This is a genomic window from Leptospira perdikensis (genome assembly GCF_004769575.1).
Classification (GTDB): Bacteria; Spirochaetota; Leptospiria; order Leptospirales; family Leptospiraceae; genus Leptospira_A; species Leptospira_A perdikensis.
Genome location: NZ_RQGA01000014.1, coordinates 605,835 through 632,267, shown reverse-complemented (window position 1 = coordinate 632,267; position 26,433 = coordinate 605,835). Strand labels below are relative to the sequence as shown.

Genomic DNA, 26,433 nt, shown 5'->3' with positions numbered 1-26,433 from the left:
TGGTTTACACCTAGGAAATGGATAGAAATCTGAAGGATATGGAATTTGTTACCATCGCTGATGTGAAAGTGCCGGTCCTCCCGCACTCAGAGAAATTTCCCGTTTTCCCTTCTAGCCTTGTCGAAACTGACTCGGTCAAACAAACCTTACAAAAAATTCTATACCCCATGCTCGAAGGGATTCCTGTCCTTCTTGTGGGAGATGCCGGTGTTGGAAAAAACGCACTCATATATTATATCAATTCTCTTCGCAAACAACCGACACTTCGGTTTAGTTTTAATGAAGACACATTGCCAGAAGACCTAATTGGGTCTTACCGCATCCTTCTGGATGGGAAAGGATTTACCTGGTCAAATGGACCTCTCACCAATGCTTTGTCAGAAGGACTTAGTTTTGTTGCCGATGAGATGAACCTCTGTGCACCAAACATCATCAAACGATTTTCTTCTGTTTATGAATCCAACTACTTAGATCTTTTGGAAGGGAGTGGGGAAAGAGTAAACGGAAAAACTGGATTCTGGTTTATCGGAACCCAAAATCCAAGTGAAGGATTTGAAGGAAGAAAACCCCTTCCTTTTGATATCACCAAACATTTTGCAGTTGTGTATGTGGATCCTTATTCCCCAGACGAAATGTTTTTTATCTTAAAAAAACTTTATCCCATGCTCGGGGAAGATGTTTTAAAACAAATCATTCGTATCAGTTTGGAATCGGAAGCTCGGATCAAAGCGGGTGAGATTGGAAAGGGTGATTTAGAAAAGTATCATTTTAATTTAAGAACCTTACAAAAGTATTGTAATCGTTTGGTTCTATTTGGTTCACAGGACAAAACGGTTGCGGCAAGAGAAGCACTCTATTTATTCGAAGAACCGTTTCGTAAAAAAGAAGACAAAGTCAAACAAAGAGAACTCATCGAATCCGAGTTTGGTGGATCGGTGAAACTGGTTCCTACCAAAGGTTATGTGCAAAGTTCTACCATTTTTTGGAACGATAAAGAAATCAAAACCTGGGACGAGAAAAAAACAATCTCCCTTCTTTCTACTTATCCCACACCAGAACCTGTATTACATTTTCTCGACCAGGTTTTCACTGCCATCCAAGCAAAAGAAAATATCTTAATTGAATATAGAGAAGACCAAGACCCGCAAGAGTTTTTACCATTATTTACAGAACTCACAGGAATTGAACTTGAGTCGGTGATGTTATCCAAAGGGATGCATACCTCCGATGTAGTGGGTGCCTTAAAACCTACAGAAGAAGGAAATATCGAAAGTGTGACTTGGGTAGACGGGCCCCTAACAAGGTCCATTCGAAAAGGTCATATCATTCTGATCTCAGGACTTGAATCCGCCGGTGCTGAACTTGTAGAAAAAATGAATATGTTAACGGATGATGCACGTTCCCTCACTCTGCCTCCAGAGTCGGGTGAGTATCTTCCCATCCAACTTACAGAAAAATCCATTGTGTTTGGAATGAAATCATTTCGTGCATCCAAATCGGTAACAACCATATCTCGTGCCTTTCGAAACCGCTTCACACCCATTCTTTTCCCTGAACTAGAAGATACAAAAGTATTAGAAGAGATTTTGGAATTCTATCTTCCGGAAGGAGTGCTCCCGCGTTCCCTAGCACGTTTCCATCTCAAAGCCAAAGAGTTAGCAGAAAAACGCACCATTGGTTCGGCAAATCTGATGCCTTATCGATTTGGAATCTCGAATCTTTTGAAATGGAAAAATCATATCTATCGATACAACCAAACAGATGTGAAAGACATTGCGATCCGTGGGGGAAAGATTTATTATACAAATCAAATTGCTGATCCAAAAGAGAGAAAGGAACTCGAACGCCTTTTGGAAGGTTATCTTTCCGGTGTAGAAGTCGTATCAACACTCTTCGAGGAAATCGAAGAGAAAAAAAAAACGTTTACCGTTGAATCAGGACTAAATCGTAAAAATTGGTGGGATCCCGAACTCCATAAAAGGGACCCACTAACAGGTGTTGCTAAAAAACTCAATTCCGGTGTAGAAACCAAACGAGGAATTGAGATCAATACTCCAGAAACCGGCGGTGCCACCAAAGAAGGTCCAGATGCTTGGTATGGACAAGACACCCAAGGGAACCAAGGCCAAGGAGAACCACAAGGTGGTGGCGGTGGTTGGGGTTACCGAACCGAAGAACTTTACAAACAATTTTTGAAAAAACGCCGTCTGCTTTGGGACTATTCCATCATGGTAGGTCTTGAAGAATTTAAGTCCGTATTTGGAAAGGAATTGGAAGAGGTTGAACTCAATTTAGAACAACTTTTTGATCCTGAAATTGACATCCACCGGATGTACAAAAACGAAGGGTCACGAGTGGATGCAAGAAAATACATCTCATACAAAAGTGGAAGGGGAGATACAAAGATCTTCGATAAAACCACAATCGAAAAGAATGATGAAAAATTAAAAGGTGTAGAAGTTACCTTCCTTGTTTCGAAATGCCGCAGGATCTTTAACTTCGAATATTCGATTGCGATGCTTTCCGCTCTTCTTGTGAGTTTACATATCCTAAATGAACATGATATCAAAACAAGTGTTCATACATTTTGTGATATTAAAAACTCCAAAGACACAGTGGACATTTTTAATTTAAAGTCAGCGGAAGAAGATTACACTACAGAAAAGGAAGAAGAGGTGTTTAGTGCTCTTTGTAAAAATTGGCATGGGGACAGCATCCCTGAATACCAAGTTCTTTCTAATTCAGAGCGGTTTTTCTCCCCCGATGCCCAAACAAAGATCATTGTGATCCTTTCCGACTTCCGTGGGCAAAGGGCCAAGACCTATATTGAGGACGAACTCTCCTCTTTTGATACTCGAAAATTGAAAGAAGCTGTACTGAAAAACCAGGACAAAAATTATGTATTTTTAGGGGTGGGACTTGGGTCTCGCTACATTGCGGAACATGTGTTCCACGACTCCCTTCAAATTACGGCAGACAACTTCTATTCCATGCCAAATTTGATTGGAGCTGAAATTGCAAGATTGGTGCAAATCCACCATTCCCTTAGGCAATAATTAGTATGGGCAAAACCAAAAAAGACGACAAACCTCGCGGAACTGATCCTTTAATCAATAAAAAGGCAAAGTTCAATTTCGAACTATTAGATTCGTTCGAGGCTGGTGTTGTACTCACAGGATCTGAGGTAAAATCCCTTCGTGAAAAAAAGGGAAATCTTACCGATTGTTTTGCCAAAGTAAGGAACGGGGAAGTTTTTTTGGAAAACTTTCAAATCCCTCCTTACAAGAACGGGGGTTATGCGAACCATCCGGAAATTCGACCTCGTAAACTCCTCTTAAAAGCAAAAGAAATCGAAAAAATTGATCGCTCCATCAAGGAGAAAGGTCTTGTACTTGTTGCCACTCGTTGTTTCTTTAAAAACAACCGTTTGGTGAAGATAGACATCGCTCTTGCCAAACCAAAAAAACTTTACGACAAACGTGACGACATTCAAAAAAAGGAAGCCAAAATCGATATGGAAAGAGCCATGAAGGAACACCTACGCAAATGAAAGGACTTCCAGTGGTCACCATTGTTGGTAGACAAAATGTGGGTAAGTCCACACTATTCAACGCCATCCTCCGCGCACAAAGTGCCATCACAGAAAATACTGCTGGTGTCACAAGAGACGTTTTACAAAAAATAGTGGAAAGGTCTGAATTTAAAATTCCGTTCACTTTGTCCGATACACCAGGTTTAGATATTGAAAATATCGATGAAATTTCGAAAGAAATCATCGATATTGCTTTTGAACATTTACGAAATTCGGATCTCATCCTTCATGTTATTGATCATAAAGACTTACGTAAGTATGATCACAAACTCATCGATCTATTTAAAAAAGATGATATTCTAAAAGATAAAATGGTTCTTACCCTCATCAATAAGGTAGATACCGAACAAGATGAGTATGACTTGGAACCATTTTACAAACTGGGTCTAAACGAACTTCTACCTATTTCGGCTCTTGGGCGTAGGAATTTTGATCTCCTCTACCAAAAGATTAATTTTTTCCTTCCAGACAAAATCAAAATGCCGGAAGATCCGTATTGCAAAATTGCGATCATAGGAAAACCTAACTCAGGTAAGTCTTCACTTCTGAATACCTTTCTCGGTTACAAACGTGCTGTGGTGAGTGATGTGCCGGGAACCACTAGAGATTCTGTTTCCGATCAGTTCTATTTTCAAAATCAAAAATTAGAAATCATTGATACGGCCGGGATTCGCAGAAAATCGAAAACTGGTGAAAGTTTAGAATTCTATTCCTACAAACGAACCCTTCATAGTTTGGGAGAAGCCGATGTAGTGGTGCTTCTTGTCGACGCGATGAAAGGTTTGGGTGAATTTGATAAAAAGATTTTTGGAGAAATCCAGGAGCTTGGAAAACCCATGATTGTGGCTGTGAACAAATGGGATCTGGTTCCAGAAAAAGAATCCAATTCTTGGAAACACTACAAAGACCGGATGGAAGCCAAACTTTCCATTTTGAAAGAACGCCCTCTCATTTCCCTTTCTGCCAAAGAGAAAGTCCGTACCCACAAACTCCTAGAATCTGTGGTGGCTCTCTACGAAAAGTCCCAGAAAAAGCTCACAACCCGTGCCTTAAATGACTGGTTAAGCAAGTGGGGGGGCAAAAATAAGGTTCAGAAGGCATCGAACCGACCTCCGAAGGTGTATTACGCCACACAGGTCTCCCAGATTCCTTTTAAAATACTGTTCTTCGTGAATGATACGAAACTCTTTCCGTCAAATATTTTGAGCTTTTACCGAAAGAGTATAGTAGCAGAGTTCGGATTGGATGGCCTAGCCGTTGAGATAGAACTTCGTAACAGAAACGAGGGTAAGGAGGGCAAGGAATGATACTTGCCGCAGTCCTATTGAGCTACCTTTTGGGTGGCATTCCGGTTGGGTTTCTCCTGGCCAAACAAGTGCGCGGAATTGATATTCGCGAACATGGTAGTTGTAATATTGGGGCGACAAACGTAGGCCGAGTCATCGGTTGGAAATATGGAATCGTCGCTCTCTTTTTGGACGCACTCAAAGGAGCTATTCCTGTTTTTTTTGCCTCCTATATTGAATCTCCTTACTCACTGACCACCACTGAAATTTTACTCGGATCTGTTGCCATCCTTGGACATACATTCACACCTTTCTTACGTTTCAAAGGCGGAAAAGGGGTGGCCACGGCATTGGGTGTGTATATGACCCTCGTGCCCATTGTTACCGTTTGTGCGGTTGTGATTTTTTTCATTGTGTATAAAGTATCTGGATTTGTTTCTCTTGGTTCTATCTTGGCAACACTTTCTATGCCAATTTGGTATTTTGGAACCACAAAATACATTCCTGATTCTGAATACCAACCCATCATCTTTTTTGTATTAGTTGCTACCTTTTTCCTCATTTCCTACTCACATAGAGAAAACATCAAACGTTTGGTGTTGGGTAAAGAACTGCGAGCAACTTAGGGATGCAAACTGAACGCGAATCGACACTCACACAAAAAGAAAAACTTTTTCTTCTTACGAAGTTTGTAGAAGACCATCCGGAAGCAGAAATCCAGGACTTCTACAAATGGTTGTACTATGGAGAGTTCGGAATGGAAGAATCCACTTTGATTATGACCGGACGCCAATCCATTCCAGAGTTACATGTCGTTTTAAGTGAAATTAAAAAAGAAGAAGCAGAAAGTATTGAGTCCGAACTTATTTGGGAACCGATGGGACTTGCCGCTCGGTTTGTCAAAGTTTATGTAACAAAATATTATCATATGGATTGTCCAGTGAAACGGCTTGTCAATTTGTTAGAAAGGTCACCTGCCTTTCGTGGAGCAAGGATGAGTTTTAAACTGGATTGGAACTTACTCAAAGAAACGGCTTTGGAATTAAGACCAGAACTTAGTCGCCGTGATTTTATTAACTTTGAAGAAAGAATTAATTTTCACCAATTGCCTGCTATGCCATATACTGACGGTTATGCGGAAAAGAATCCATTTGCCTACCGTGTGGTATCGCAAAAATTATTTTTTGATTATTTTCCTGAGTTTGAAGACAATTCTGTCTTTCACCCTTTTTCAGGAAATGAATCCATCATTGGATAAAGACTTCGTTTTAAATAACGGATTTCTTTTTTGATGGATTGGATCATCAGTTGGTTTTTGCGCGTTAGCTCCAAGTCCTTGTGGCGCAAAATATAAATCTCAGTTTTACGCACCATCCTTCGTAAATAGGACTGTTCCCGCATCCAAATCCAAATGTCTGATTCCTGAAAGGACGAAATAGCCAGTTTCTCTTCAAAAGCCTTTAGGCCGTCTTCCATAAACTCCAAATCCTTTTGGAGTTTATGGAATAATTGTCCTGAACCCTTGGGGTGTAAGTAGAAGGACGTCGCCATCTCTGATTTCCCCACTTTCCCTTTGTCTTTTGGTTCGCGAGACTTTACGAAAGTCTCACGTGACTTTTTCTCTCCAGTCCCATCTTCCAAACCTAATTTCCAAATAGAAAGTTCTCGCCATGGATAGTTGTGGTTTGGTATCTCATTTAAATTTGCACTTGCTCTTTCAGGAGAAAGGGATTGGATTCCTGCAATTTCTGCCCCGTCTTCATTTACATTGAAGAGTTTCATCTCCTCCACAGTGTTTGCTGACTCTTCAAACCAATGCCTGTACAAATCCAAAACATAATCGGTAAGAACAGATCCTTTGCCACCTGCTCTTGGAACAAAACGAGTTTCCCGTTTGCGAATGATGACTTCATTGATTCGTTCTAAACTATTTTTTCGGTTAAGAAGTGTGAGCCATTTTTCATTATGATGGGTTCCTGTAGAATGGATTTCCCTCCCTGAATATGCCAGGTCTTGTCCAAGAAAATACACAGAGGTAAATCCCATAAAACGAAGCATATCAAATGCTGTGGTTGCCACAGACCCACCCGATTGGATATCTCCCACTTCTGTAAACACTTGTTCGGCGAGCTCCCCTCCGGCTGTCACTTCACGTACAAGTGTTCCTTCGGGATCTACTTGGTATTTGGCTGTGACGGAATGTACTACGGAACGAAACATGGGTTCACGAAGGAGTGTCGGAGAACTCACCAAGTCAGCAAATAAAGGAATTTTGTTTAATGACTCTCCCATAAAATGAAAAAAGGAATTGGTTTGGGCATCAAGTGTAACAACCCCATCTGCTTCAATGCCTGCTTTGATGAGGACCTTTAGAGAAGTATCGCAGGACAAAACAAAAACTTTGTCTCTGACAGACTGTAACCAAGACAGATTTTTTCGTAAACTGGGACCAGCTGATACGAGTACGGCGGTAAGACCTTTGAACTTCTCCCTTAGAGAAGAGATGGGATAACGAACTGGTGTTTCTTTTCCTACATGAACCAAATTCCAAATGGAGTTTTTGATCCACAACCTTTCAAATTCAAACTTGGTGAGTAGGTCACTCATTTTTGCTGAAAATACGGTTTGGGTTTTTTCTTCCAATTCACGAAAAACTACATTCCGGCTTGTATCGGTTGGGTTCCGAATGACTTTCAGTCCACTCACACGTTCAATGGGTAAGGACTCTAAATAGTTAAAAAACAAAGGGAAAAAAACATCTCCAGAAAATAAATGCCTTCCTGGGATCGATAAAACTGGTTTTAAAATTTCATCCCAAATAACAGGAATTAGTGTTTCGTCGTCTCCGATAAGAATGAGGATCTGACCTTCTGCCAAAGTTTCACTGATTTTTTGGATGAGATGGGGATTTCCAAGTCCAAACAAAATGACAATGTCTGTTGATCTTAAGGAATAGGTGTCCAATAGTCGGATGGCTTGTGTTAGGGGGGAGAAGGAAGAAGAGAGTGGTTCCCCATTTAATGAGACATAATATTCCCCTGGTTTCTTGGCAGAACCCAGTTCCCAACGGTTTCCGGAATTAAAGTTTCTGAAATAATTTTGTAAGTACGGCTTCCTTTCAAAAATTTCACTGGAAATGGGATCGATAATTTGGGACATAATACTATCTAAGGTTTTTTCTTATGTCTCCCAAGTGGTGTCAACCGGGAAACAGGGAAATCGAACGGCGAAACATATATGCATTTAAAGAGCCTAAGTATTGTTGGATTCAAAACGTTTGCGGATGAAACAGAGATCAATTTTGATCCTGGGTTTACTGCTGTCGTCGGGCCGAATGGTTCGGGGAAATCAAATATCGTTGATTCAGTCAAATGGGTCTTTGGCGAAAAAAGTGCCAAGGGACTACGCGGCGAAAAAATGGACGATGTCATCTTCCACGGAACAGAGAGTAGGCGACCTGCTGGGTTTTCCGAGGTTTCCATTCTTTTTGATAATGATGACCATTTTTTCAACATTGACTATCCATCCGTCAAAATCACTCGTCGTTTGTATCCAGACGGTGAAAACGAATACTATCTCAATGATATCAGAACCACAAGAAAGGATATCGAAAAAACCCTCCTCGATACAGGAATTGGTAAATCAAGTTATAGCATTTTAGAACAAGGTCGAGTTGACCAAATTCTCAATTCGAAACCAGAGGAAAGACGGGCCATCTTTGAAGAGGCGGCGGGGGTTTCTCGGTTCAAACTGGATCGCAAAGAAGCCACGAAGAAACTGGATGATACCAACCAAAACTTACTTCGTATCCAAGACATTATGAACTCCATGGTGAAAGACCTGGAAGTCAAAGAAAAACAATCCGAGAAGGCAGAACAATACTTCAAACTTAAATCTGATTTGGATGAGTCTGACAAAAACCTTCGGTTTTTAAAACTACGCGATTTCAAACGCCGTATGAAAAAATCGGATGAAGATTTACTCGAGATTCGCGAAAAAAACAAATCCATTTTATCTCTCATTCAAAACGAAACCAATTTGATTTCGGAAAAAGAAACCACCAAAGAAGCCAAAGAAAGGGAAATTGCTGAAATTGATAAAAAGTTATTTGATCATCTTTCCAAAAGCCAAATCCAAAAAGAAAAAATAGCAAAAAACAAAACCTTTATTCTGGAGTATGAACTTCGTATTGGAGAAATCCTTTCCGCATTGGAAACAGAAAATCAGGCAACGATCAAACTCGAAGTAGAAAAACGAGCCATTGAACTGGAAAACGAACGCCAAAGAGAAATCCAAACCACTCTGCAACAAGAGATCCAAACTTTGGAATCCAGACGTGTTTCCTTGGAACTTTCTATTAAAGAAGAAGAGAAGTCGATCGAGGAGAAAGAAGGACGAATTGGCGAAAACGAAAAACGCCATATCACTCTTCGGGACAAACAAAAAACGGTAATTCTTGAACTCATCCAAGAGTTAGAAAATAAAAAAAGAGAATCCAAAGAAGGGGAAGAGATTCGTAATGCAGACAAAGCAATACTTCTTTCTGATTTGGATCTTTACGCAAATAAATTACAATCTGCTCTTTCTTACTTAGAATCGTCGCAGGTCACTGAAGGTATTTCCGACCTTCGAGAAATCCATTTGGGACAATATTCTTCAAAACTAACTGGGTTTTTGAAAAAGGAAGATGACTTTAGAAATTTACTTTTTGATAAAGATGGAATTCTTTCTAAAAAAGAATCTATTGATCAAGCGATCGAAGATCTCATTTTAGAAAACGAAAACCTAACACGAGGAATTCGGGACAACCAAAGTAATATCATTTTACACAGAAGTCATTGGGAAGAAACAAGAACTCATATTGTGGAACTAGAGAAAAAACTTCTCGAATCCAACTCTCGTCTGGAAAACCAACAAAAAGAAATTGCTGTCCTTGATGAAAGGATTGGTGAAATCCAAAAAAGGATCTTGGGTGCAAAAGAACAAGAATCTGTCATTCGTGATAAAAAAGATAGTTTAGAGAAAGAAGTCGAAGTTTTAGAAAAAGAAATTGCAGAGTCTTACCAAGAGTTTCTATCCATGAGCCGCATTTTGGAATCGGAAAAAGAAACCTTACAATCACTGGTAGAAGAGATCTCTGGAATTAAATCCAATATTTCAAAAAACCAAGAAGTGTTTCAAAACCTCCTTCCACTTTTATCTGAAAAAGAAAGAACCAGTTCCGCACTCAAAGTACAAATTGATTCTCTTGTGGAAGAGTTGTATAATGATTACTCTCTTACCGATTCTGAATTGGAAACGGAACGTGGAAACTTTGAGTTAGACCAAAAAGCGGAAGAAAGAAGACTACGATCTGCAAAGTCGGAGATCCAACTTCTTGGTTCCATCAATCCACTGGCGATTGAAGAGTATCGTAATATCAAAGAAATTTACGAACACAATCTCAAACAAAAGATCGATATTGAAAGTTCCAAAAAAGACATTGAAGATGTTTTGAAACGAATCAACGAAGAGTCTGAAAAACTTTTCCAAGAAACCTTTGAAAAGATCAAACAAAACTTCCAAGAAACCTTTTCTACATTATTCAATGGGGGAAGGGCCACTCTAGAACTTACGGAAAAAGAAGACTCACTCAATTCCGGCGTAGAGATTATGGCAGAACCTCCCGGCAAACATGTGCAGAACTTACGATTGTTGTCTGGTGGGGAAAAGTCACTTACAGCCATTGCCCTCTTATTTGCGATCTACATGGTGAAACCAAGCCCGTTCTGTTTCTTAGATGAAATTGATGCGGCTCTAGACGAGGCCAATAAACTCAGATTCTGTCAGATTCTAGACCGATTTAAAGACAAAACTCAGTTTATCGTTGTGTCACATGCCCAGTCCACAATCTCCAGAGCCAACGCTATCTTTGGTGTCACTAATGAAGAACCAGGAATTTCTAAAATCCTTTCTCTTCGATTGGATGAAGCCAAGTCACTCTCCAAACAGATTACACAAAAGACCGGAACCGACAATTAGTCGGGTTCCGGATCTACCGAAACAAAAAGTAAAAACAAATACAATAAGAGCCAGATGACCGGCTCTTACTTTCTGTTTTTGTTCTATAGCAGTGTAGGTTCTTTTATTTGTTGGCTTGCATTTCTTTCATAATGCAAGTAGAGAAAGCTTTGCAAGTATCACCGCCAGTGAGGCAACTCGCAATTTTGTTGTAGTATTTGGGACGGTTGCAATTGAACTCACAACCACGTTTGAGTGTTGCTTTTTGTTCTTCTGTAGCAGTAGGGTTTACTTGTACCGAACAAGTGTAAAACTTATCGCAGGCCTCTTTACATTTAGGAAAGTCAGCTGCTTGAATGGATCCGGCAAATAATACCAGAACCAGAATTGAAAAGAAACGGTTTGTTTTTTTCATACCTTGTCCTCTCGATCTTTGGTAGCGAAGACGGGAGTCGAACCCGTGACCTCAGGGTTATGAATCCTGTGCTCTAACCATCTGAGCTACCTCGCCCTGTAACCTTAGATCGTTTGGTTGAACTAAATCTTTAGTTCTTTTGTCATTTTTTGAAGAGATAAAGAATGGTAAACAAAAAAAAGCCCCGACTGTTTGCCGGGGCTTTTTCTCTTAGCAAGAGTAAGTAGTGAGGAATTCGTATGGGTGAGGGCGACCTTCCCATGGCCAAATTTCTGTTTCAAACTTGTAGTGTTGGTATGTTTGTAGAAAGTTTTCTGTAAACACATCCCCTTGTTTGAAAATTTCTCTTTGAGCAAGCATTTCTTCCATTGCTTCACGAAGTGTGTGAGGCATTTGGCGAATTCCTTTTTCACGGATTTCATCCAATGAAAGTTCAAAAAGATCTTCTTCACGTGCAGGACCTGGATCGATTTTTTCAGCGACACCAGCCATACCAGCCATAAGTAACGATGCGAACGCCAAATATGGGTTAGCCGTTGAATCTGGAAATCGGAATTCCACACGTTTCGCTTTTTCACCGCTAACAAAAGGAATACGGCAAGAAGCGGAACGGTTCTGAGCAGAGTATGCTAGAATGGATGGAGCTTCGAATCCAGGAATGAGTCGTTTGTAAGAGTTCGTAGATGCGTTAGTGAACGCTGCACAAGCTCTAGCATATTTCAAAACTCCACCAACATAGTTGAATGCGAAGTCGGAAAGACCTTGGTATTTGTCTCCAGCAAAAAGGTTTTTTCCACCTTTCCAGAGGGAGATATGAACGTGCATACCGTTACCGTTATCACCAAAAAGTGGTTTTGGCATAAAAGTAGCAGTTTTTCCGTGTTTATGAGCTACCATCTTAACGATGTATTTTAGCTTTTGAACGTTGTCTGCAGCTTCAATCAAAGTACCAAACTTTACACCAATTTCCCCTTGTGCTTGTGCTACTTCGTGGTGAACTACGAAAGTTTCCATTCCGATTGCTTCTAGAGTTTTTACGAATTCAGCACGGAGATCCACTTGAGAGTCAATAGGAGCTACTGGGAAATATCCACCTTTAGTTCCTGGACGGTGTCCGGAGTTGAAGTTGATTTTTCCTGTATTGCTTGTTCCTGGAATTTCAGAATGTGTGTTCCAGATTCCTTCGTTAGAATCTAATTCGTAGTATTGGCAGTTAATTTCATCGCGAACACGTAGACTGTCAAAAACAAAGAATTCATTTTCTGGACCGAAATAAGCAGTGTCTGCAATTCCGGATTTGTTCATAAACTCTAATGCTTTTTTCGCAATGGAACGTGGGCATTTTTCATAGTATTGTTTTTTATAGATGTCCCATACATCGCAAAACATAACAAGAGTTTTGTCTGCAGTAAACGGGTCTAAAAAAGCCGTAGAAATTTCTGGGTGTAGTTGCATGTCGGAAGCATTGATTGGCTGCCAACGTGCAATGGAAGATCCATCAAAAGGAATTCCTTTGAATGTTTCTTCATCAACTGAATTCACATAATACGAAACGTGATGCCACATTCCTTTGATATCCGTGAAGCGGAAGTCGTAGAAAATGACTCCATTTTTTTTGGCATACTCAACCACTTCCTTTCCGGAAGTAAATTTTGGGGTTGCGAACTGCATTTGATTCTCCTTCTTTCAGAGGTCGGTCTGATTGTTGTAATCTGATGTCTCATTAAATGCAAGATTTATACCAAGGCATTTCGACCTAAATATAAGGGTTTCGTGGAGTTTCTAAGCAATTTGAATTAAATCTCATGCCTTTATCTTACACGAATTGCATGTAACGGAAACCTTTTGCTTAAATTATGAGCAAAAATGCTCAATTTAAGCTTCCGCCATTTCGAAATACTATCTATAAATGGGCTGATTTGGTCAACGGAATCGGCTATTTTTCGAGTAGATTTCGGAAAATTTTCGGAATGGCGAATAAATATGTTTTTTTTGTGGCAATGGCCGAAGAATTTTAGAGGTTAGAATCTAGATGAGTTCTCGAAAGCCGGATTATGGTCGTTACCAACATTTAGAGAGTTTCATCCACCTTTCCAAAGATGCCATTTGGTGTTACGAGTTAGACCTGCCTATGCCCATCAACCTTTCAGAAGAGGGGCAGATGGAATACATTTGGAGTCATAGTGTTGTCAGAGATTGTAATTTGGCAATGGCTCGGTTTTACGGATACCAAACCGCAAGTGATATCATCGGTAAGTATCTCAAAGACTTAGTTAGTCTTAAAAGTGTATTTTTACTCCGTAAGTTCATCGCTGACTTTTACCAATTAGAAAATTACGAATACATAGTAGAGTTGTCAGACGGACACCAACGAATTTTTTTAATGAACTCCCATGGCCAAATAGAAGATGGACACCTTGTTCGGATTTGGGGCCAACAAATTGAAATTTCTTCCATCCGGGAATCGGAAGTCAAACTTTCTGGTCTATTGCGGTTTTCCCAAATTGTAACTGAAGTTTCGAAAACCTTTGTTCATTCCAAAGCTGAGTTTGTTTCCGATGCCATCCAATTTGCCTTAGAGGAACTCGGTAAATATTCTCGAGCAGATCGAGTGTTCGTCGCAGAAATCTCACCAGATAAACAATTTCTCTCTGTCTCACACGAATGGGTTCTTGAAGGGATGCCTTCTTTATTCCAAGTGGGAACCAAACTTCCCATCGCGAAGATGAATCCTGAACGATTGGGAATTCTTGCTTCTGACGGTGTGATTCACATTGCCGATACTTCTCTTATGGTGGATGAACCTTGGCATTTGGATCTTTTCAAAAGGGCAGAAGTTCGTTCCATCCTTGTTGTAGGTTTACGAGATGAGGGAAGTGTCATCGGGATTCTTGGGATTACTACTTTTGAAAGGATTGGCAATTGGTCAGAGGAAACGAAACAACTGTTAGGTTTGATTGCAGGATTTGTTTCGCAAGGGTTGGTGCGGGCTAAAAACGAAATCAAACTGATGAAAAAGGAAAAAATCTTACAAAGATTTTATTCTGATGTGAAAGAGGATTTGGCTCTTGCAAAACTAACCCAAGAAGCTTGGGTTGCCAAAGATTTTGGAGAGATTCCGAATATTAAAATCCAATCTCGATTTTTGCCTTATGATGAAATTGGGGGAGATCTGATTTTATATGAAAAACCAACGGAAGATTGTATTGATATTTTTTTTGGTGATATCTCGGGACATGGAATATCCTCCGCTTTGGTTTCTGGAATTGCAGCGGTTTCTTTTAAAAAACATTCCAAATTAGAATCGTCCCCTGCTAGTATTTTGGCTTCCATGCATTTGGAGTTAAAAACAATCATTTTCAAACACCATATCTCTGCTTGTGTCCTCAGGATTTTTCCAAAAGAAAGAAGGGTGGAGTTTAGTTTTGCAGGCCATCCACCTGTTGTATTTTGGAAAGAAAACGAACGAGTGATGAAACTCGTAAAAGATGAAATGTATCCAATTCTACTCCTTGATGTATGGCAAGGGCGTACGATTTCTAAAACATTTGAACCTGGTGACAGATTACTTTTGTATTCTGATGGGATCTATGAACTAGAAGAAGAGAGTGGTGGTTATATCGGCCTTGATATCTTTTTACAGGAACTTTCTGAAATGATTTCGGTTTCCGATAGTTCCGATACCTTACTCAAAAAAATGATAGCAAACTGTTTGATCGATAAAGAACGAATCATTCATGATGATATCGCTGTACTTCTTATGGAATTTTAGTTTTCTCTGTCTGCGAGGTCAAGGGCTTTGGCATCCGCTTCTGGATACTTTGCCAAATATTCCGATACAATTTTCTTTTTTCCATCGAGTCTATCCAGATGGTTTTCGATGATATGCCCAAAGTCTAATTTTCCTGTCACAATTTCATAACGTTCTGTTTCAATGGTCCCTAAATCCAAATCAACAGGTACTTCATTGGCTTTGTCCGCATATTCTTTTGCTTTTTCCCAATAAGGAATGGCTTCTTTATAGAAGGCTTCTGCCACACCAAAACTTTCTTTTAGTTCATGGGCAAAATCTAAATTATAAAAGTAAACGTGACGTTTATCAAATTTAGAGGCAAGTCGCATATAAGAACGCATGATCTGGATATTGATATGCATAAACATCAAATTACGATATTTGTAATATTCTTTTTCTGTTTTGGTTTCACATAAGGAATGTTTGGGGTGACGGAACCGTTTTCCCAAAGCAATTTTTAACCAATAGATATTTTTTCTAATTTCGTTATCGTTATAATGTTGTTTAAGGTTGTATAACTCATAAAAGTCTTCCAAATATTTGGGTTCCCATTTATGAAGTTTGTATGGAACCCAATCCGAAAATTTGGTATAGGGACCATTTTTCTCGTATTCATAGTTGTAATCGATATCCGTTTCCCAGGCACCGAGAGAATGCGAAAACAAGGATAGGAAGAGTAGAATAGAAATTAACAATCCTTGTTTCATTTCTAAAAGTATCGGCGAAATTCCCGGATTCCCCAACTGCTGAGGGTTATTTTAGCGGAATCACTTCTGCCACCCACTGGTAACCGACCCCGCGCACATTGCGGATGGATTCTTCCCCCAGAGCATCCCGAAGCCGGACAATGGCATTGTCTATGGTTCTTTCCGTGGGAAAACTTTCTTCACCCACAATATTGTCTAAAATTTCTGAACGACTAAAGACTTTTCTCACATCCGAAAGTAGGAGGGCAAGGAGGGCACAGTCGCGTTTGGAAAGTAAAACCGAGGATCCGTCTTCTTTTTTCACAAGGAAGGAATCCAAGTGGATTTCCACTTGGCCCATTTTCCATTTTTGGCCAAAATGAGGACGAGTTTGGGCGACCACCCTTTCCAAACGAATGAGAAATTCTTTTAAGTGGAAGGGTTTGGGAATGAATTCAGCAGCCCCTAGTTCAAATCCACGAAGCCTTTCCTGGGCTCCGGCTTGAGCTGTGAGGAATAAAAAGGGAATGTCTTTTTCTTTGGATAAAAAGAGTTCCGCTAGTTGGAATCCGTTTCCATCGGGAAGTCGTAAGTCGAGGACGATTAAATCAAATTGGTTCGGGGAAAATAACGTTTCTGCTTCAGAAACTGTTTTGGCCCATTGGACTCGATACCGGTCTTGTTCCAGTCGTTCTTTTAAAGTTTCACCGAGACCCTCGTCATCTTCGACGAGTAAAATTCTTGGTTTCATGGAACCTCTTTTAGAATCAGTTTCACTTGAAAACCGTACGAACTGTTCGGAAATTCCAGGGAACCTTTCATTTTTTCGATTAATTTTTTGACGATATACAAACCAATTCCACTCCCACTTGTTTTTGAATGTCGTAAAAATGGAAGAGTGAGATTTTTTTTATTCCCGGCAAAACCGGCTCCATCGTCCTCTAAAAGGAAGGTAACTTGGTTGTTTTCTTTTGCGACTGTGAGTTTGGTTGTTTTTGCCTTTCCATGGCGTTTTGCATTCTCACTTAAATTTTTTAACATCGCAAAAAATGCCTTTTTATCAATATAAACTTTAGTTTCTTTTGGAACCAAAACATTCCAATGGAGGTCGGGTTCATGATGGGAATAGGATTCACATAAATCAGAAATGGTAAGTGATTCCAGATACAAGGATTCCCCTTGCATCAGGCTTGCGAGATAAAAAGCATTCCCCATTTGGGATTCAATCCGTTGGTTTTCTTTCCAAATTTTTTCTAATTTTCTTTTGAGTTCAGGATGTTTTGTATCTTCTAATAAAACTTCGATTTGCAACTGTAAGCTGGCAATAGGAGTTTTCATTTCGTGAGTGACAGTGGAAAAAAAATCAGAAATGAGTTTGGAACGTTTGTGGTCTCTGTAGGATAAAACAGCAAGGGTCACTCCACCGAGAGTTAACATAGAAAGAAAAAAAGATCCTTCCAATTGCAACATCCGATTCACTCGGTTCAGTTCCACTTGCCTTGCTTCACTGATAGAAATTTCTGATATGGTTTTTGCTTGGCGAAACCCCAAAATCCACCACCACACACCTAAAGAGAGTGTGAGGAAGAGCCAGGCCAGGGAAAAAAACATTCGAAATTGTGCGGATCCTCTCAAATTTGCCTCTCAATTCAAGTTAGGGCCAAGCGGATGGACGACGAGCAAAAAAAGATGTTGTCACATTGGATGAACCCGAGAATTTATTTTTTAGGAGAACAACTTTGAACTTCGACGAAATCTCGAAACATCTTGGAAACGACGCGGAATCCCTCCTTGGATTCAAATCACCTAAAATCGCTAAAGAACTAATCCACGTACCTGGCTCTGACTGGGTTGATAGAATTTTTGCTCCCACAGACAGGTCAATCCCTGTTCTTCGTAGCATCCAAACCTTACTTGGAAGCGGCCGCCTCGGCGGAACTGGATATGTTTCCATCCTGCCGGTAGACCAAGGAATTGAACACTCCGCTGGTGCTTCTTTTGCAAAAAACCCTATTTACTTTGATGGGGAAAACATCATCAAATTGGCTATCGAAGGTGGTTGTAACGGTGTTGCGACAACTCTTGGTGTTCTTGGATCGGTTGCTAGAAAGTATGCACACAAAATTCCTTTCATTTTGAAGATCAACCACAACGAACTCCTTACGTATCCAAACAAAAGTGAACAAATTCTTTTCGCTACTGTGAAACAAGCTTACGACCAAGGTTGTGTTGCGATCGGTGCTACTATTTATTTTGGTTCTGCTGATTCGGGTCGTGAAATCGTTGAGATTTCTAAAATCTTTCAAATGGCTCATGAACTAGGAATGGCAACCATCCTTTGGTGTTATGTTAGAAACAATGCTTTCAAAAAAGATAAAGATTATCATGTTTCTGCTGACTTAACAGGACAAGCAAACCACTTAGGTGTGACCATCCAAGCGGATATCATCAAACAAAAGTTACCTGAGAATAATGGTGGATACAATGTGTTAAACCAAGAATCTTCTTACGGTAAAACAGACAAACGTATCTACACAGATCTTACTTCTGACCACCCAATTGACCTCACTCGTTACCAAGTAGCAAATTGTTATATGGGAAGAGCAGGACTCATCAACTCTGGTGGAGCTTCTGGAGAAAATGACTTACAAGATGCGATCAAAACTGCCGTGATCAACAAACGTGCTGGTGGAATGGGTCTCATTTCTGGAAGAAAGGCTTTCCAAAAACCAATGAAGGAAGGGGTTGCATTACTCAACGCCATCCAAGACGTATACCTATCGAAAGAAGTCACAGTCGCTTAATCGACTTGGAATTTTTTGAAAATGTAAACAAAAGAAGGGCAGGGGTGCTTGTATCTCTGCCCTCGATTGTTTCTGAACATTCCTTTGAATGTGGTGACATTTATAGTTTATACCCACTTTGCGATTGGGCAAAGGATGTGGGTTTTAGCATCATCCAATTATTACCCTTAAACGACACGGGTTTCGGCTACTCACCGTATAGTGCCATCTCTGCTTTTGCGATTGATCCCCTTTATATATCCTTATACAAATTAAACATAAATACAAAGTCTCGCAAACGTGAGATAAAATTTCTCCAAAACCATCCCAATCGCATTCGTAATTTAAAATTAGAAATCATTCGAAAACATTATTTAGAAAATCAAAAAGAGGCCATGAGTGAGGCTGCTTACTTTTTGGAAAAACATCCTTGGTGTTATTCCTATGCAGCATTCCGATTACTGTATGAAGAGTTTGAAGGTAAGGGTTGGTGGAAATGGCCAAAAGAATTTTTGGATCCAAATCTTGCCAAAGAATATATATTTTCCAAACGAAGAGAGGATGCTTTCTTTTGGGTGTATTTACAGAAAATCGCCTTTGACCAGTTATCTGAAGTAAAAGTCCATTTTGAAGATTCAGGTGTGTATCTAAAGGGTGATATGCCAATCCTCACTTCCCGAAATTCCTGTGATGTTTGGGAACATCCAGAATATTTTATTATGGATTTGCAAGCCGGTGCACCACCGGATGATTTTTCGAAAACTGGGCAAACTTGGGGATTTCCAGTCCTTAACTGGGAAGTATTAGAAAAATCAAACTACTCCTGGTGGAAAGAGCGTTTGTCGTATTTAGAACATTTTTTTCATCTCTATCGCATTGACCATGTGATTGGAATGTATCGGATTTGGGCTATCCCAGAAGAAGATAGTACGGCCCTCCGGGGTTGGTTCCACCCTCAATTCGGAATCACAAAAGAAGAATTTATGAAAGAAGGATTGGATCCAAAACCATTTGAATCTCTCAACCTTATCCATGAATTCAGTCCTAATCATTATATTTTCTATTGGGATTTTTGGAAAGAAGCCGCATACCAAGAGCTTGCGGAGGAAACCAAAACCAAACTCTATCCTTTGTCAGAGCTACATATCAAAGAAGAGGAAAAACATTGGAGAGAGTCTGGCGAAAAGATATTAGAAATATTCGAATCCTTTTCTTCGATGATTCCTTGTGCCGAAGATTTGGGATCAGTTCCCTCTTTTATCAGAGAATCTTTATTCGAACGTCAGATGATTGGCATTGATGTGGTTCGTTGGACCAAATCCTTTACTACGGGTGAGTTCATACCCGAAGAATCCTATAGGGAAAATGCCATTTCTGTTTTATCTACACATGACACGAGTTTGGCGCTTGATTGGTGGAAAAACGAAGGAGACCCTGAATCCAAACTCCAATTTTTCTTTGATCGTTTGAAAAAACCAAGGCCGGAAACGGATGAGGATATCCTTCTTGGACTTCTCGAATTTGTGTTTGGAACGAGTAGTCTTTTTTCCATCCAATTGTTTCAGGATTTGGCACTGGGAGTTCCTAGTGTTTTGGAAAACCCTGAGAACCACCGCATCAACCTGCCTGGGACGACTGACCATTCCAATTGGACCTACCGGTTCCCAATTCTCATGGAAGACTTTGCTTCCGACTTCAAACGGAATTTGACTCTCCGGAAACTCCTTCTGGATTCGGGGCGAAATTCGTAATTTTTTAGAATTTTTACAATTGTGACAGGTTCGTTCAAGTCAAGAGTACTGGTTTCTGGTAGGATAGACCTTTACACCCCCGGAGGTCTCCCTTGAGATTTGCAAAAGAAATGGCGTTTTATTCCGCTTACCATCAGGAAAAACGTAATGTTTTGGTTCATGTGCTCGGTGTTCCCACAATCACCTTCACTTTGTTTGTTGTGTTAAGCCGTTTTAGTCTTTTTGAATACAATGGTTTTAACGTGTCTGCCTCACTTGTGTTTACCTTGGCCGTCCTTGGTTATTACTACACTTTGGATGTATTGTTTGCTTTTGTAGCGACTCTCGTTTTTGGAGGGCTTTATCTAACCTCCGAATGGATCACAACACAACTACCGGCAACCACTGCGTGGACTATATTTGGATTAGGACAGGTGATTGGATGGGGTGCTCAATTCTATGGGCATTTTGTTTTTGAAAAAAGTCGTCCGGCACTTTTCGACAACCTTTTCCAAGCTTTAGTATCCGCACCTCTATTTGTGGTAGCAGATGTTTTCTTTGAGTTAGGTTATCGATTGGATTTAAAAGCAGCCGTGGAAGCGGAATTGAAACAAAAAGGTGTTTGGAAAGACTTTTCCCATAAACACGCTTAAAACTTTTTTCCCCTTAAGGAAAGATCGTAAAGTAGAAGAGATTGATAGAAATACACAAACAATATCTACTTTGCGATCCCACTCCAGTTTTAGGATCCGCATCGACTAGCCAGATTCGGATTCGATCATAAATTTTTTTTTACTGATCAGTTTTTAGATCCACTCAAAATTAAAAACGAAAACCGAAAAACCGATTTTGATTCAAACCTTCGTTTTCAAATTCAATTTTCACAAAAACATACCTTATTTAAAGATTGGCCTCCCAAAAATAAAGAAGGTTTTACCCCAAACATTTTTTTAAACGTCCTTGATAAATGAGCCTGGTCGCTAAATCCCGCTGCATGCGATGCCGTTGTTAGATTTTCGCCACCTTGTAAAAGTTTTGCGGCAATGTGAAGGCGTTGCCATAATAAGTATTGTCTCAGCGGAATTCCCATATTGTCTTTAAACAAATGCATAAACCGATCGGTAGAAATTCCCGAGATCTCCGAGAGTTCTGCGAGAGTTACTGGATTTGGAATTTGTTCTTTGATTTTTTGGATCGCCATTTCGATTCGTTCATCATACTTTTTGGGAATTGTTTTGGATCCAAGTAGAGAAAGAATCTGATTGTAGATGGAACGAGCTGATTCACAATTAAGAGATTCACCAAACAAAGGATCGGCGAGTTCCTGAATTTTTGTCCTGATCTCTGGTTCAATGGTTTTGGGAGATACATCCATCTCAATCCTTTTGTATTCATCTGATTTAGGATCCAATTGAATGATTAACATTTCTGAGTTTGATCCATCCAATCGATGGTAGTAGTTGGGAGGGATGATGATCCCATCAGATTCAATCACTTTGTTTGGATTGGTATATAGGTGAAAAGATCCACGGAGAGATACTAAGATGGAGACGGCATAATGAGAATGTGGTTCTGTTACGATCCCAGCAGTACCTAGGAGAATCCGTTCACCAAAATAAAAAAGACTTCCTTTTCTTTTAGAATCCATACACTAAAAAAACTTTAAAGAACCATTCTAAAAAGGCAAGGATTATCGAATGAAAAAAATGATTTGGGTTTTAGTTTTCCTACTTTCTCTCCCTTCTCTAATTGCGGTAGGTGTTGGAGAGATTCCCATTTCATGGACGGAAGTGCGTTCTAAATACAATTGGCAGAAACCAGTTCTTTTTCCCGAATCAGAATCTGTAGATTTGTTTGAATCAATTTTGTATTCAGATGGTCGTGTTTTTTTGCAAACAAGAGACACCACAAGACAAACCTCCATCCTTGTTTGGAATTTAGAATCAGGAGAATCAACGAAACTTCCCTGGAAAGAAGGAAGGGTCACAGGTTGGACGGAGTGCCGCGGGAATCTTCTCGTTCAAACAGCAAAGACACTTTGGGATTTGGATTCCAAAACTTTTTCTGTAAAGAGAAAACTTTCATGGCCTGACAAAGGAAAATCTTGGCAGGATATTGTTTGTTTGGATAACCAAATCTACCGATTGGCCGGGAATCAATTAGAAGTTTACAACTTAAATTCGGGGGAACTCGAATCCAAAATTCTACTTCCGTTTCCATCGGTCCAAAGAATGACCAAACGCAGTGAAACCGAAGTATTTCTCATTTCTTCTTTCTGGGGAAATTCCATTCAAGTGTTTTCTCCTAAAGACCAAACAAACGTTAAAGAGTTAAAGTTTCCTGTTACACATAGATCCTTATTTAAATTGGTTGTTTTACCCGAGGACCGGTTTCTAATTTTTGACCCACTCACTAAAACTTATGGTGAGTGGATAGGATTTGGAAATTCCATTTTCCCTTTAACCACGTCCTCTCTTGAGGTGGCGGCTGGTGCAAAGGGTTACCGTTTTTCGCCCATTCAAAATCAAATTGAATACCAGTTCCAATTAACAGCATTAGTTGATATTCCGGAAACTAAGTTTCACTTTGTTTTGCCCAAAGAGAATATTGCCTCTCAAACTCTCCGTGAGGAAAGTTTTGGCCCAGAGACAGGACTCGAAGTGGATGCAGCCGGAAATCGTTCTATCAATTTGACCGTAAAAGCAATGAAGGCAGGGGATACGAAAGATATGACTGTATACCGTGCATTACTCACTCGGTACAAGATCCAATGGAATTTAGATCCTACATTAAACTTACCTTCAGGTCAAACAAAGGAAGAATTTCAGAGTTATATGTTAGATGATTGGTTTTTGAAAATGAATTCTGATATTGTACTCGAAAAAAGAAAAACATTATTTGAAGAAAATCGAAATCTGAAAGAAATTCTAACTAAAACCCAGGAGTATGTTTCGTCCATTCCTTACAAATCAGGAAGTTTTGAATCGGCACCCAAAGTGATTGAAAAAAACAATGGAGGTTGCACCGAACATTCCTATGTCACCATGGCATTGTTACGTGGTTTAGGAATTCCTTCTCGTTTGGTTTGGAACTATTTACCCACCGAATCTTCCAAAGAAATCACTTTCAATCATAAGTTTGTCGAAGTTTGGGTGGAAGGTTTTGGTTGGATTCCCATGGAACCACTTGCGGCTCCCAGATCCAAACCGGGTATCACTCATGCTAGACATGTAGTGTTTGCCGGACTTTCTGGTACAAACCATCCCAAAATCGCAGGAGGTGATAGGTTAGTTCAACTTTCCAAAGAGCAATTAGGACTAGCGAAAAAAATAAAATTCAAATTGGTAGTGGCAAAACTCGAAATGGAGAACGAAGAATTGGAAGGCACGGAAGAAAGGAACTTACCTCAAAAAACAAACCGTGCTTTAAATTCTGGTGAAGATATGGTGGTTCCTTAGTTATTTTCTAAGGACAAAGTTTTCTCCGTTTTTCGGACCTGATTTCCGGATAAAAAGTCGTCTTTCTACGGAAACACCAAGTAACACTTGATAGATGTCGGTGAGGATGGGCCTTGAAGAATAATATCCATGCCCAAGTCCACCGACACCAAATACAGGATCGTCCACTTCGTTAACGTTAATCACATCTACACCGGAATATTTAAAACACATTCCTGCACGTGGGGCACCATTGACTTTTTGGGAAGCAACGAGTGCGTTATCACCAGGAGAACAGTAAAGTGTGATTCTTTCAGAAGACTTCGTCAGGTCGCTTAAGATAAATTCAAATTCATTTTTATCAAAATCAGGAGCATTGAGGATAAGTTCTGAAAGGAATTTGTTTTTTCCTTGTTTGGCGAGCGTCGCAACTGAAGGCAACACCACTTGGTGGCCCATACTATGAACGACTAAATGTATTTTTTTACCAAGTCCAGTGATGTCGGTTAAAAATTTAGCAAAAGGTTCACGGTTGATTTTTGCTTCCGTGAAGTTTAGGTCGTAAGTGGATTTTACCATTACTTGCCCAAGAAGACCCGCATCGGCTCCTGCTGGCCAAGAATAAACAACTACTTCCCCTGGAAACTTGAGATCGTATTTGATTTGTCCGGCACGGAGAACTGCCTCATCAAAGTTGACATTGAATCCATGTACAAAAACTAAAACCTCATTTGAAGCAGAGGATTTGATTTTAGATAAAAATTCTTTATCGTCAGTATTGATTCGCCCTTTGAATTGAAAGAATTGGTTTTTGTCTTGAGCATTGTCGAGAGAGATATCGCCAATGATATGTTTGGAGGGGATATTTACTAAGCAGATTCCATAATGAGGATTGATGTCGGTAATGAATCCAAAACTGAGTGGATCACAATTGTCCTTCATTGTCATTTCTCTGCGAGTTGTGACAAAATGTACATTTAGAATTTTGGTCTCATCAAAAGGATCTACAATTCGTTTGTTAATTTGTTCGCCAATTTTTGTTGTACAAGAGAAAAGTGAGTTTAATAAAACAAGAAGGAATATTAGGAAAATTGAATGTTTTTTGTTGTTTTTTACTAGGTTCATTATTTGTATCCAGTTTATTTGTATGAAAATCCTTTGATGATTTTTGTTGGGTTTACGTTTTTTCCATCTTTGATGACTTCAAAGTGGAGGTGGGGACCAAAACAATATCCAGTGCAACCAGAACGCGAAATGACTTTGCCTGCACTCACATAATCACCTTCTTTGACAAAGAGTTTGGAGTTATGAGCATACAAAGTTTGGTAACTATCATCATGAGTGAGAATGATCGCATTACCATACCCACCCATCCAACCGGAATAAGTAACTTTTCCTTTTCTTGCTGCGTAGACCGATTCATAATTGGCCCGTAAGTCGAGTGCCATATGGAATTTATATTGAGGGTAGGATCTTGTTCCCCAACCTGATGTGATGACTTTTGATACAACAGGAATTCTCCAAACAGGACCTGTTTCTGGGATCACAGCTCCTGGTAGGAAAACCTTTTGGCCTGATTTGAATAAATCATAATCTTCCAATTGGTTTTCGGAATAAATATCATCAATTTTGACTTTGTAGTAATCTGCTACTTTGGCAAGTGTATCACCTTTTTTTAATTTGTAAACTAATCCTTGTTTGTTGGGAATGTTTAGAGTTTGTCCAGGAAGGATGGAAACTTCTGGATTTATTCCTGAACTTCCTGCAATGGATTCGGCAGAAACTTTGAACCTACGAGCAATGTCCGAAAGAGTTTCGTTCTTTTTCACTTTGTACTGAGTGACTTTTAATTTTTTGTTTTTATTATCAGCCAAGGCATCCAAATCAGCCGAACGGAGGATGGCCATTTTTTTATCTTCTGTTTCTTGTAGGTATTTTGCGTCGGCTAGTTTTGCTTCTTTGTCTTTAACGTCGTTTTCTTCTACCTCGGTGGACATACTAAGGAACTCTTTTTCCATCAAACTTTCTTCATAAGTTTGTTTGTCTACAAGGACGGATAAAAAGAAAGCTAAGATAAAAGATGAAATGAGAAGGGGAAGTATCCGATACCGTTTTCGGTTGAGATCAATTGTTCCATGAAGAACACTAGATTGTGATTGGAGATTATAAAAGTACTTACCTGGAGAAACTTGAATTACATTTACGTTTCCCCAGCGTAACACATGCTTACCGATCGTAGACTTTTCTGGAGATCGAAGTAGCATGTGTTAATAGGGATTCGTTAATCCTTGGTATCTAAGGATTTAATACCGCCAAAGGACTCTTCCACAATCTTACGAACGTCCTTTTTTTGGCCGCCAGTGATTGTTATATTTCCTTTTGCTACTACACCTTTCTGAAGTTCTAAGTAAGGAGCTGTAATATCACCTAACATACGTCCTGTACCTTCAAGTTTGACTTCGTTTTCGGCTTTGATGTTTCCGATGAGGGTACCTGATACAATGACTTCTCTTGCGCTGATGTTGGTTTTAACTTTACCGGTTTCTCCGATAACGAGTGCATCTTCAGTTTTAATATCACCTTCGAATTTTCCATCGATTCTGAGTGAACCTGCGATATAAAACTTACCTTCAAATATCGACCCTGGTCCGATAACGCTATTGATGGAATCCTTACCTATTGCCATTCCTGCTCCTTTTCCCCTTCTGTGA

Annotated in this window: 21 protein-coding genes and 1 tRNA gene; 11 read left to right on the top strand and 11 right to left on the bottom strand. The window is 39.8% G+C overall.

Annotation, left to right across the window (positions count from 1 at the left end; translation table 11 throughout):
- Window positions 1–38 precede the first annotated feature (38 nt).
- From EHQ49_RS15775 to EHQ49_RS15755, 5 genes are read left to right on the top strand one after another with little or no spacing between them, the layout of a single operon-like run.
- Window positions 39–3,056 carry an AAA family ATPase gene (locus tag EHQ49_RS15775; RefSeq protein ID WP_135580768.1) on the top strand — a complete coding sequence of 1,006 codons (3,018 nt, stop codon included), beginning with the start codon at window positions 39–41 and terminating at the stop codon, window positions 3,054–3,056.
- A 5-nt stretch (window positions 3,057–3,061) separates the two neighbouring features.
- The gene (gene smpB / locus EHQ49_RS15770; protein ID WP_004788614.1) at window positions 3,062–3,550 is read left to right on the top strand and encodes an SsrA-binding protein SmpB; all 489 of its coding nucleotides are present in this window, start codon (window positions 3,062–3,064) and stop codon (window positions 3,548–3,550) included.
- Window positions 3,547–4,899 carry a ribosome biogenesis GTPase Der gene (der, locus tag EHQ49_RS15765; protein WP_135580585.1) on the top strand — a complete coding sequence of 451 codons (1,353 nt, stop codon included), beginning with the start codon at window positions 3,547–3,549 and terminating at the stop codon, window positions 4,897–4,899. The genes smpB and der overlap by 4 nt, the downstream gene beginning before the upstream one ends.
- The gene (gene plsY, locus EHQ49_RS15760; RefSeq protein ID WP_135580584.1) at window positions 4,896–5,504 is read left to right on the top strand and encodes a glycerol-3-phosphate 1-O-acyltransferase PlsY; all 609 of its coding nucleotides are present in this window, start codon (window positions 4,896–4,898) and stop codon (window positions 5,502–5,504) included. The genes der and plsY overlap by 4 nt, the downstream gene beginning before the upstream one ends.
- Window positions 5,505–5,506: 2 nt before the next feature.
- Window positions 5,507–6,136 (top strand): hypothetical protein, encoded by a 630-nt coding sequence (locus EHQ49_RS15755; protein ID WP_135580583.1) that lies wholly within the window; start codon window positions 5,507–5,509, stop codon window positions 6,134–6,136.
- Here the strand turns inward: EHQ49_RS15755 and EHQ49_RS15750 are convergent.
- Complete coding sequence (locus EHQ49_RS15750) at window positions 6,100–8,037, bottom strand: motility associated factor glycosyltransferase family protein (protein WP_135580582.1); 1,938 nt, start codon at window positions 8,035–8,037, stop codon at window positions 6,100–6,102. The two genes, EHQ49_RS15755 and EHQ49_RS15750, sit on opposite strands and share 37 nt — an antisense overlap.
- A 78-nt stretch (window positions 8,038–8,115) precedes the next feature.
- Between EHQ49_RS15750 and EHQ49_RS15745 the strand changes: the two genes are divergently transcribed.
- Entirely contained in the window at window positions 8,116–10,899 is a 2,784-nt protein-coding gene (locus tag EHQ49_RS15745; protein ID WP_135580581.1) for a chromosome segregation SMC family protein, read from the top strand.
- A 103-nt stretch (window positions 10,900–11,002) separates the two neighbouring features.
- On the opposite strand, the gene EHQ49_RS15740 is transcribed toward EHQ49_RS15745, so the two are convergent.
- The 3 genes from EHQ49_RS15740 to glnA form a co-directional block, all read right to left on the bottom strand.
- Complete coding sequence (locus EHQ49_RS15740; RefSeq protein WP_135580580.1) at window positions 11,003–11,293, bottom strand: Cys-rich protein; 291 nt, start codon at window positions 11,291–11,293, stop codon at window positions 11,003–11,005.
- Between the two features lie 19 nt (window positions 11,294–11,312).
- Window positions 11,313–11,389, bottom strand: a tRNA-Met gene (locus EHQ49_RS15735).
- A gap of 114 nt (window positions 11,390–11,503) precedes the next feature.
- Window positions 11,504–12,964: a type I glutamate--ammonia ligase gene (gene glnA, locus EHQ49_RS15730; protein WP_135580579.1), complete on the bottom strand. Its 1,461-nt coding sequence runs from the start codon at window positions 12,962–12,964 to the stop codon at window positions 11,504–11,506.
- 361 nt (window positions 12,965–13,325) lie between these two features.
- Here glnA and EHQ49_RS15725 point away from each other — a divergent pair, with 361 nt between their 5' ends.
- Window positions 13,326–15,065: a PP2C family protein-serine/threonine phosphatase gene (locus EHQ49_RS15725; RefSeq protein ID WP_135580578.1), complete on the top strand. Its 1,740-nt coding sequence runs from the start codon at window positions 13,326–13,328 to the stop codon at window positions 15,063–15,065.
- Here the strand turns inward: EHQ49_RS15725 and EHQ49_RS15720 are convergent.
- Genes EHQ49_RS15720 through EHQ49_RS15710 form a run of 3 tightly spaced genes read right to left on the bottom strand, consistent with a single transcriptional unit; the run spans window position 15,062 to window position 17,383 of the window.
- Window positions 15,062–15,793 (bottom strand): hypothetical protein, encoded by a 732-nt coding sequence (locus tag EHQ49_RS15720; protein WP_135580577.1) that lies wholly within the window; start codon window positions 15,791–15,793, stop codon window positions 15,062–15,064. The two genes, EHQ49_RS15725 and EHQ49_RS15720, sit on opposite strands and share 4 nt — an antisense overlap.
- Before the next feature lie 46 nt (window positions 15,794–15,839).
- Entirely contained in the window at window positions 15,840–16,523 is a 684-nt protein-coding gene (locus EHQ49_RS15715) for a response regulator transcription factor (protein ID WP_135580576.1), read from the bottom strand.
- On the bottom strand, window positions 16,520–17,383 hold the full coding sequence (locus EHQ49_RS15710; RefSeq protein ID WP_135580575.1) for a sensor histidine kinase: 864 nt from the start codon (window positions 17,381–17,383) through the stop codon (window positions 16,520–16,522). The genes EHQ49_RS15715 and EHQ49_RS15710 overlap by 4 nt, the downstream gene beginning before the upstream one ends.
- Window positions 17,384–17,511: 128 nt before the next feature.
- On the opposite strand from EHQ49_RS15710, the gene EHQ49_RS15705 reads away from it, so the two are divergent.
- The 3 genes from EHQ49_RS15705 (at window position 17,512) to EHQ49_RS15695 (ending at window position 20,938) form a co-directional block, all read left to right on the top strand.
- On the top strand, window positions 17,512–18,576 hold the full coding sequence (locus tag EHQ49_RS15705) for a class I fructose-bisphosphate aldolase (RefSeq protein ID WP_135580574.1): 1,065 nt from the start codon (window positions 17,512–17,514) through the stop codon (window positions 18,574–18,576).
- A 5-nt stretch (window positions 18,577–18,581) separates the two neighbouring features.
- The gene (locus tag EHQ49_RS15700; protein ID WP_135580573.1) at window positions 18,582–20,306 is read left to right on the top strand and encodes a 4-alpha-glucanotransferase; all 1,725 of its coding nucleotides are present in this window, start codon (window positions 18,582–18,584) and stop codon (window positions 20,304–20,306) included.
- Window positions 20,307–20,398: 92 nt separating this feature from the next.
- Complete coding sequence (locus EHQ49_RS15695) at window positions 20,399–20,938, top strand: Mpo1 family 2-hydroxy fatty acid dioxygenase (protein WP_135580572.1); 540 nt, start codon at window positions 20,399–20,401, stop codon at window positions 20,936–20,938.
- A gap of 221 nt (window positions 20,939–21,159) precedes the next feature.
- On the opposite strand, the gene EHQ49_RS15690 is transcribed toward EHQ49_RS15695, so the two are convergent.
- Window positions 21,160–21,933 carry an AraC family transcriptional regulator gene (locus EHQ49_RS15690; RefSeq protein ID WP_135580571.1) on the bottom strand — a complete coding sequence of 258 codons (774 nt, stop codon included), beginning with the start codon at window positions 21,931–21,933 and terminating at the stop codon, window positions 21,160–21,162.
- A gap of 49 nt (window positions 21,934–21,982) precedes the next feature.
- Between EHQ49_RS15690 and EHQ49_RS15685 the strand changes: the two genes are divergently transcribed.
- A complete protein-coding gene (locus EHQ49_RS15685; RefSeq protein WP_135580570.1) occupies window positions 21,983–23,743 on the top strand; it encodes a transglutaminase-like domain-containing protein in 1,761 nt (586 codons plus the stop codon).
- Here EHQ49_RS15685 and EHQ49_RS15680 read toward each other — a convergent pair whose 3' ends face one another.
- From EHQ49_RS15680 to EHQ49_RS15670, 3 genes are read right to left on the bottom strand one after another with little or no spacing between them, the layout of a single operon-like run.
- Window positions 23,744–24,847, bottom strand: coding sequence for an alpha/beta hydrolase (locus tag EHQ49_RS15680; RefSeq protein WP_135580569.1), 1,104 nt, complete (start codon window positions 24,845–24,847; stop codon window positions 23,744–23,746).
- A gap of 14 nt (window positions 24,848–24,861) precedes the next feature.
- Window positions 24,862–25,986, bottom strand: coding sequence for a M23 family metallopeptidase (locus EHQ49_RS15675; RefSeq protein ID WP_167483017.1), 1,125 nt, complete (start codon window positions 25,984–25,986; stop codon window positions 24,862–24,864).
- 17 nt (window positions 25,987–26,003) lie between these two features.
- On the bottom strand, window positions 26,004–26,408 hold the full coding sequence (locus EHQ49_RS15670) for a bactofilin family protein (protein ID WP_002974102.1): 405 nt from the start codon (window positions 26,406–26,408) through the stop codon (window positions 26,004–26,006).
- Window positions 26,409–26,433: the final 25 nt, after the last annotated feature.

Excerpts from the sequence above, each read along its gene's own strand:
- EHQ49_RS15710 (WP_135580575.1), bottom strand. The coding sequence starts at position 17,383 with ATGTTTTTTTCCCTGGCCTGGCTCTTCCTCACACTCTCTTTAGGTGTG.
- EHQ49_RS15755 (WP_135580583.1), top strand. The coding sequence starts at position 5,507 with ATGCAAACTGAACGCGAATCGACACTCACACAAAAAGAAAAACTTTTT.
- EHQ49_RS15775 (WP_135580768.1), top strand. The coding sequence starts at position 39 with ATGGAATTTGTTACCATCGCTGATGTGAAAGTGCCGGTCCTCCCGCAC.
- EHQ49_RS15740 (WP_135580580.1), bottom strand. The coding sequence starts at position 11,293 with ATGAAAAAAACAAACCGTTTCTTTTCAATTCTGGTTCTGGTATTATTT.
- plsY (WP_135580584.1), top strand. The coding sequence starts at position 4,896 with ATGATACTTGCCGCAGTCCTATTGAGCTACCTTTTGGGTGGCATTCCG.
- EHQ49_RS15745 (WP_135580581.1), top strand. The coding sequence starts at position 8,116 with ATGCATTTAAAGAGCCTAAGTATTGTTGGATTCAAAACGTTTGCGGAT.
- EHQ49_RS15670 (WP_002974102.1), bottom strand. The coding sequence starts at position 26,408 with ATGGCAATAGGTAAGGATTCCATCAATAGCGTTATCGGACCAGGGTCG.
- EHQ49_RS15720 (WP_135580577.1), bottom strand. The coding sequence starts at position 15,793 with ATGAAACAAGGATTGTTAATTTCTATTCTACTCTTCCTATCCTTGTTT.
- EHQ49_RS15685 (WP_135580570.1), top strand. The coding sequence starts at position 21,983 with ATGAAAAAAATGATTTGGGTTTTAGTTTTCCTACTTTCTCTCCCTTCT.
- EHQ49_RS15680 (WP_135580569.1), bottom strand. The coding sequence starts at position 24,847 with ATGAACCTAGTAAAAAACAACAAAAAACATTCAATTTTCCTAATATTC.
- EHQ49_RS15690 (WP_135580571.1), bottom strand. The coding sequence starts at position 21,933 with ATGGATTCTAAAAGAAAAGGAAGTCTTTTTTATTTTGGTGAACGGATT.
- EHQ49_RS15750 (WP_135580582.1), bottom strand. The coding sequence starts at position 8,037 with ATGTCCCAAATTATCGATCCCATTTCCAGTGAAATTTTTGAAAGGAAG.
- EHQ49_RS15725 (WP_135580578.1), top strand. The coding sequence starts at position 13,326 with ATGAGTTCTCGAAAGCCGGATTATGGTCGTTACCAACATTTAGAGAGT.
- der (WP_135580585.1), top strand. The coding sequence starts at position 3,547 with ATGAAAGGACTTCCAGTGGTCACCATTGTTGGTAGACAAAATGTGGGT.
- smpB (WP_004788614.1), top strand. The coding sequence starts at position 3,062 with ATGGGCAAAACCAAAAAAGACGACAAACCTCGCGGAACTGATCCTTTA.
- EHQ49_RS15675 (WP_167483017.1), bottom strand. The coding sequence starts at position 25,986 with ATGCTACTTCGATCTCCAGAAAAGTCTACGATCGGTAAGCATGTGTTA.
- glnA (WP_135580579.1), bottom strand. The coding sequence starts at position 12,964 with ATGCAGTTCGCAACCCCAAAATTTACTTCCGGAAAGGAAGTGGTTGAG.
- EHQ49_RS15715 (WP_135580576.1), bottom strand. The coding sequence starts at position 16,523 with ATGAAACCAAGAATTTTACTCGTCGAAGATGACGAGGGTCTCGGTGAA.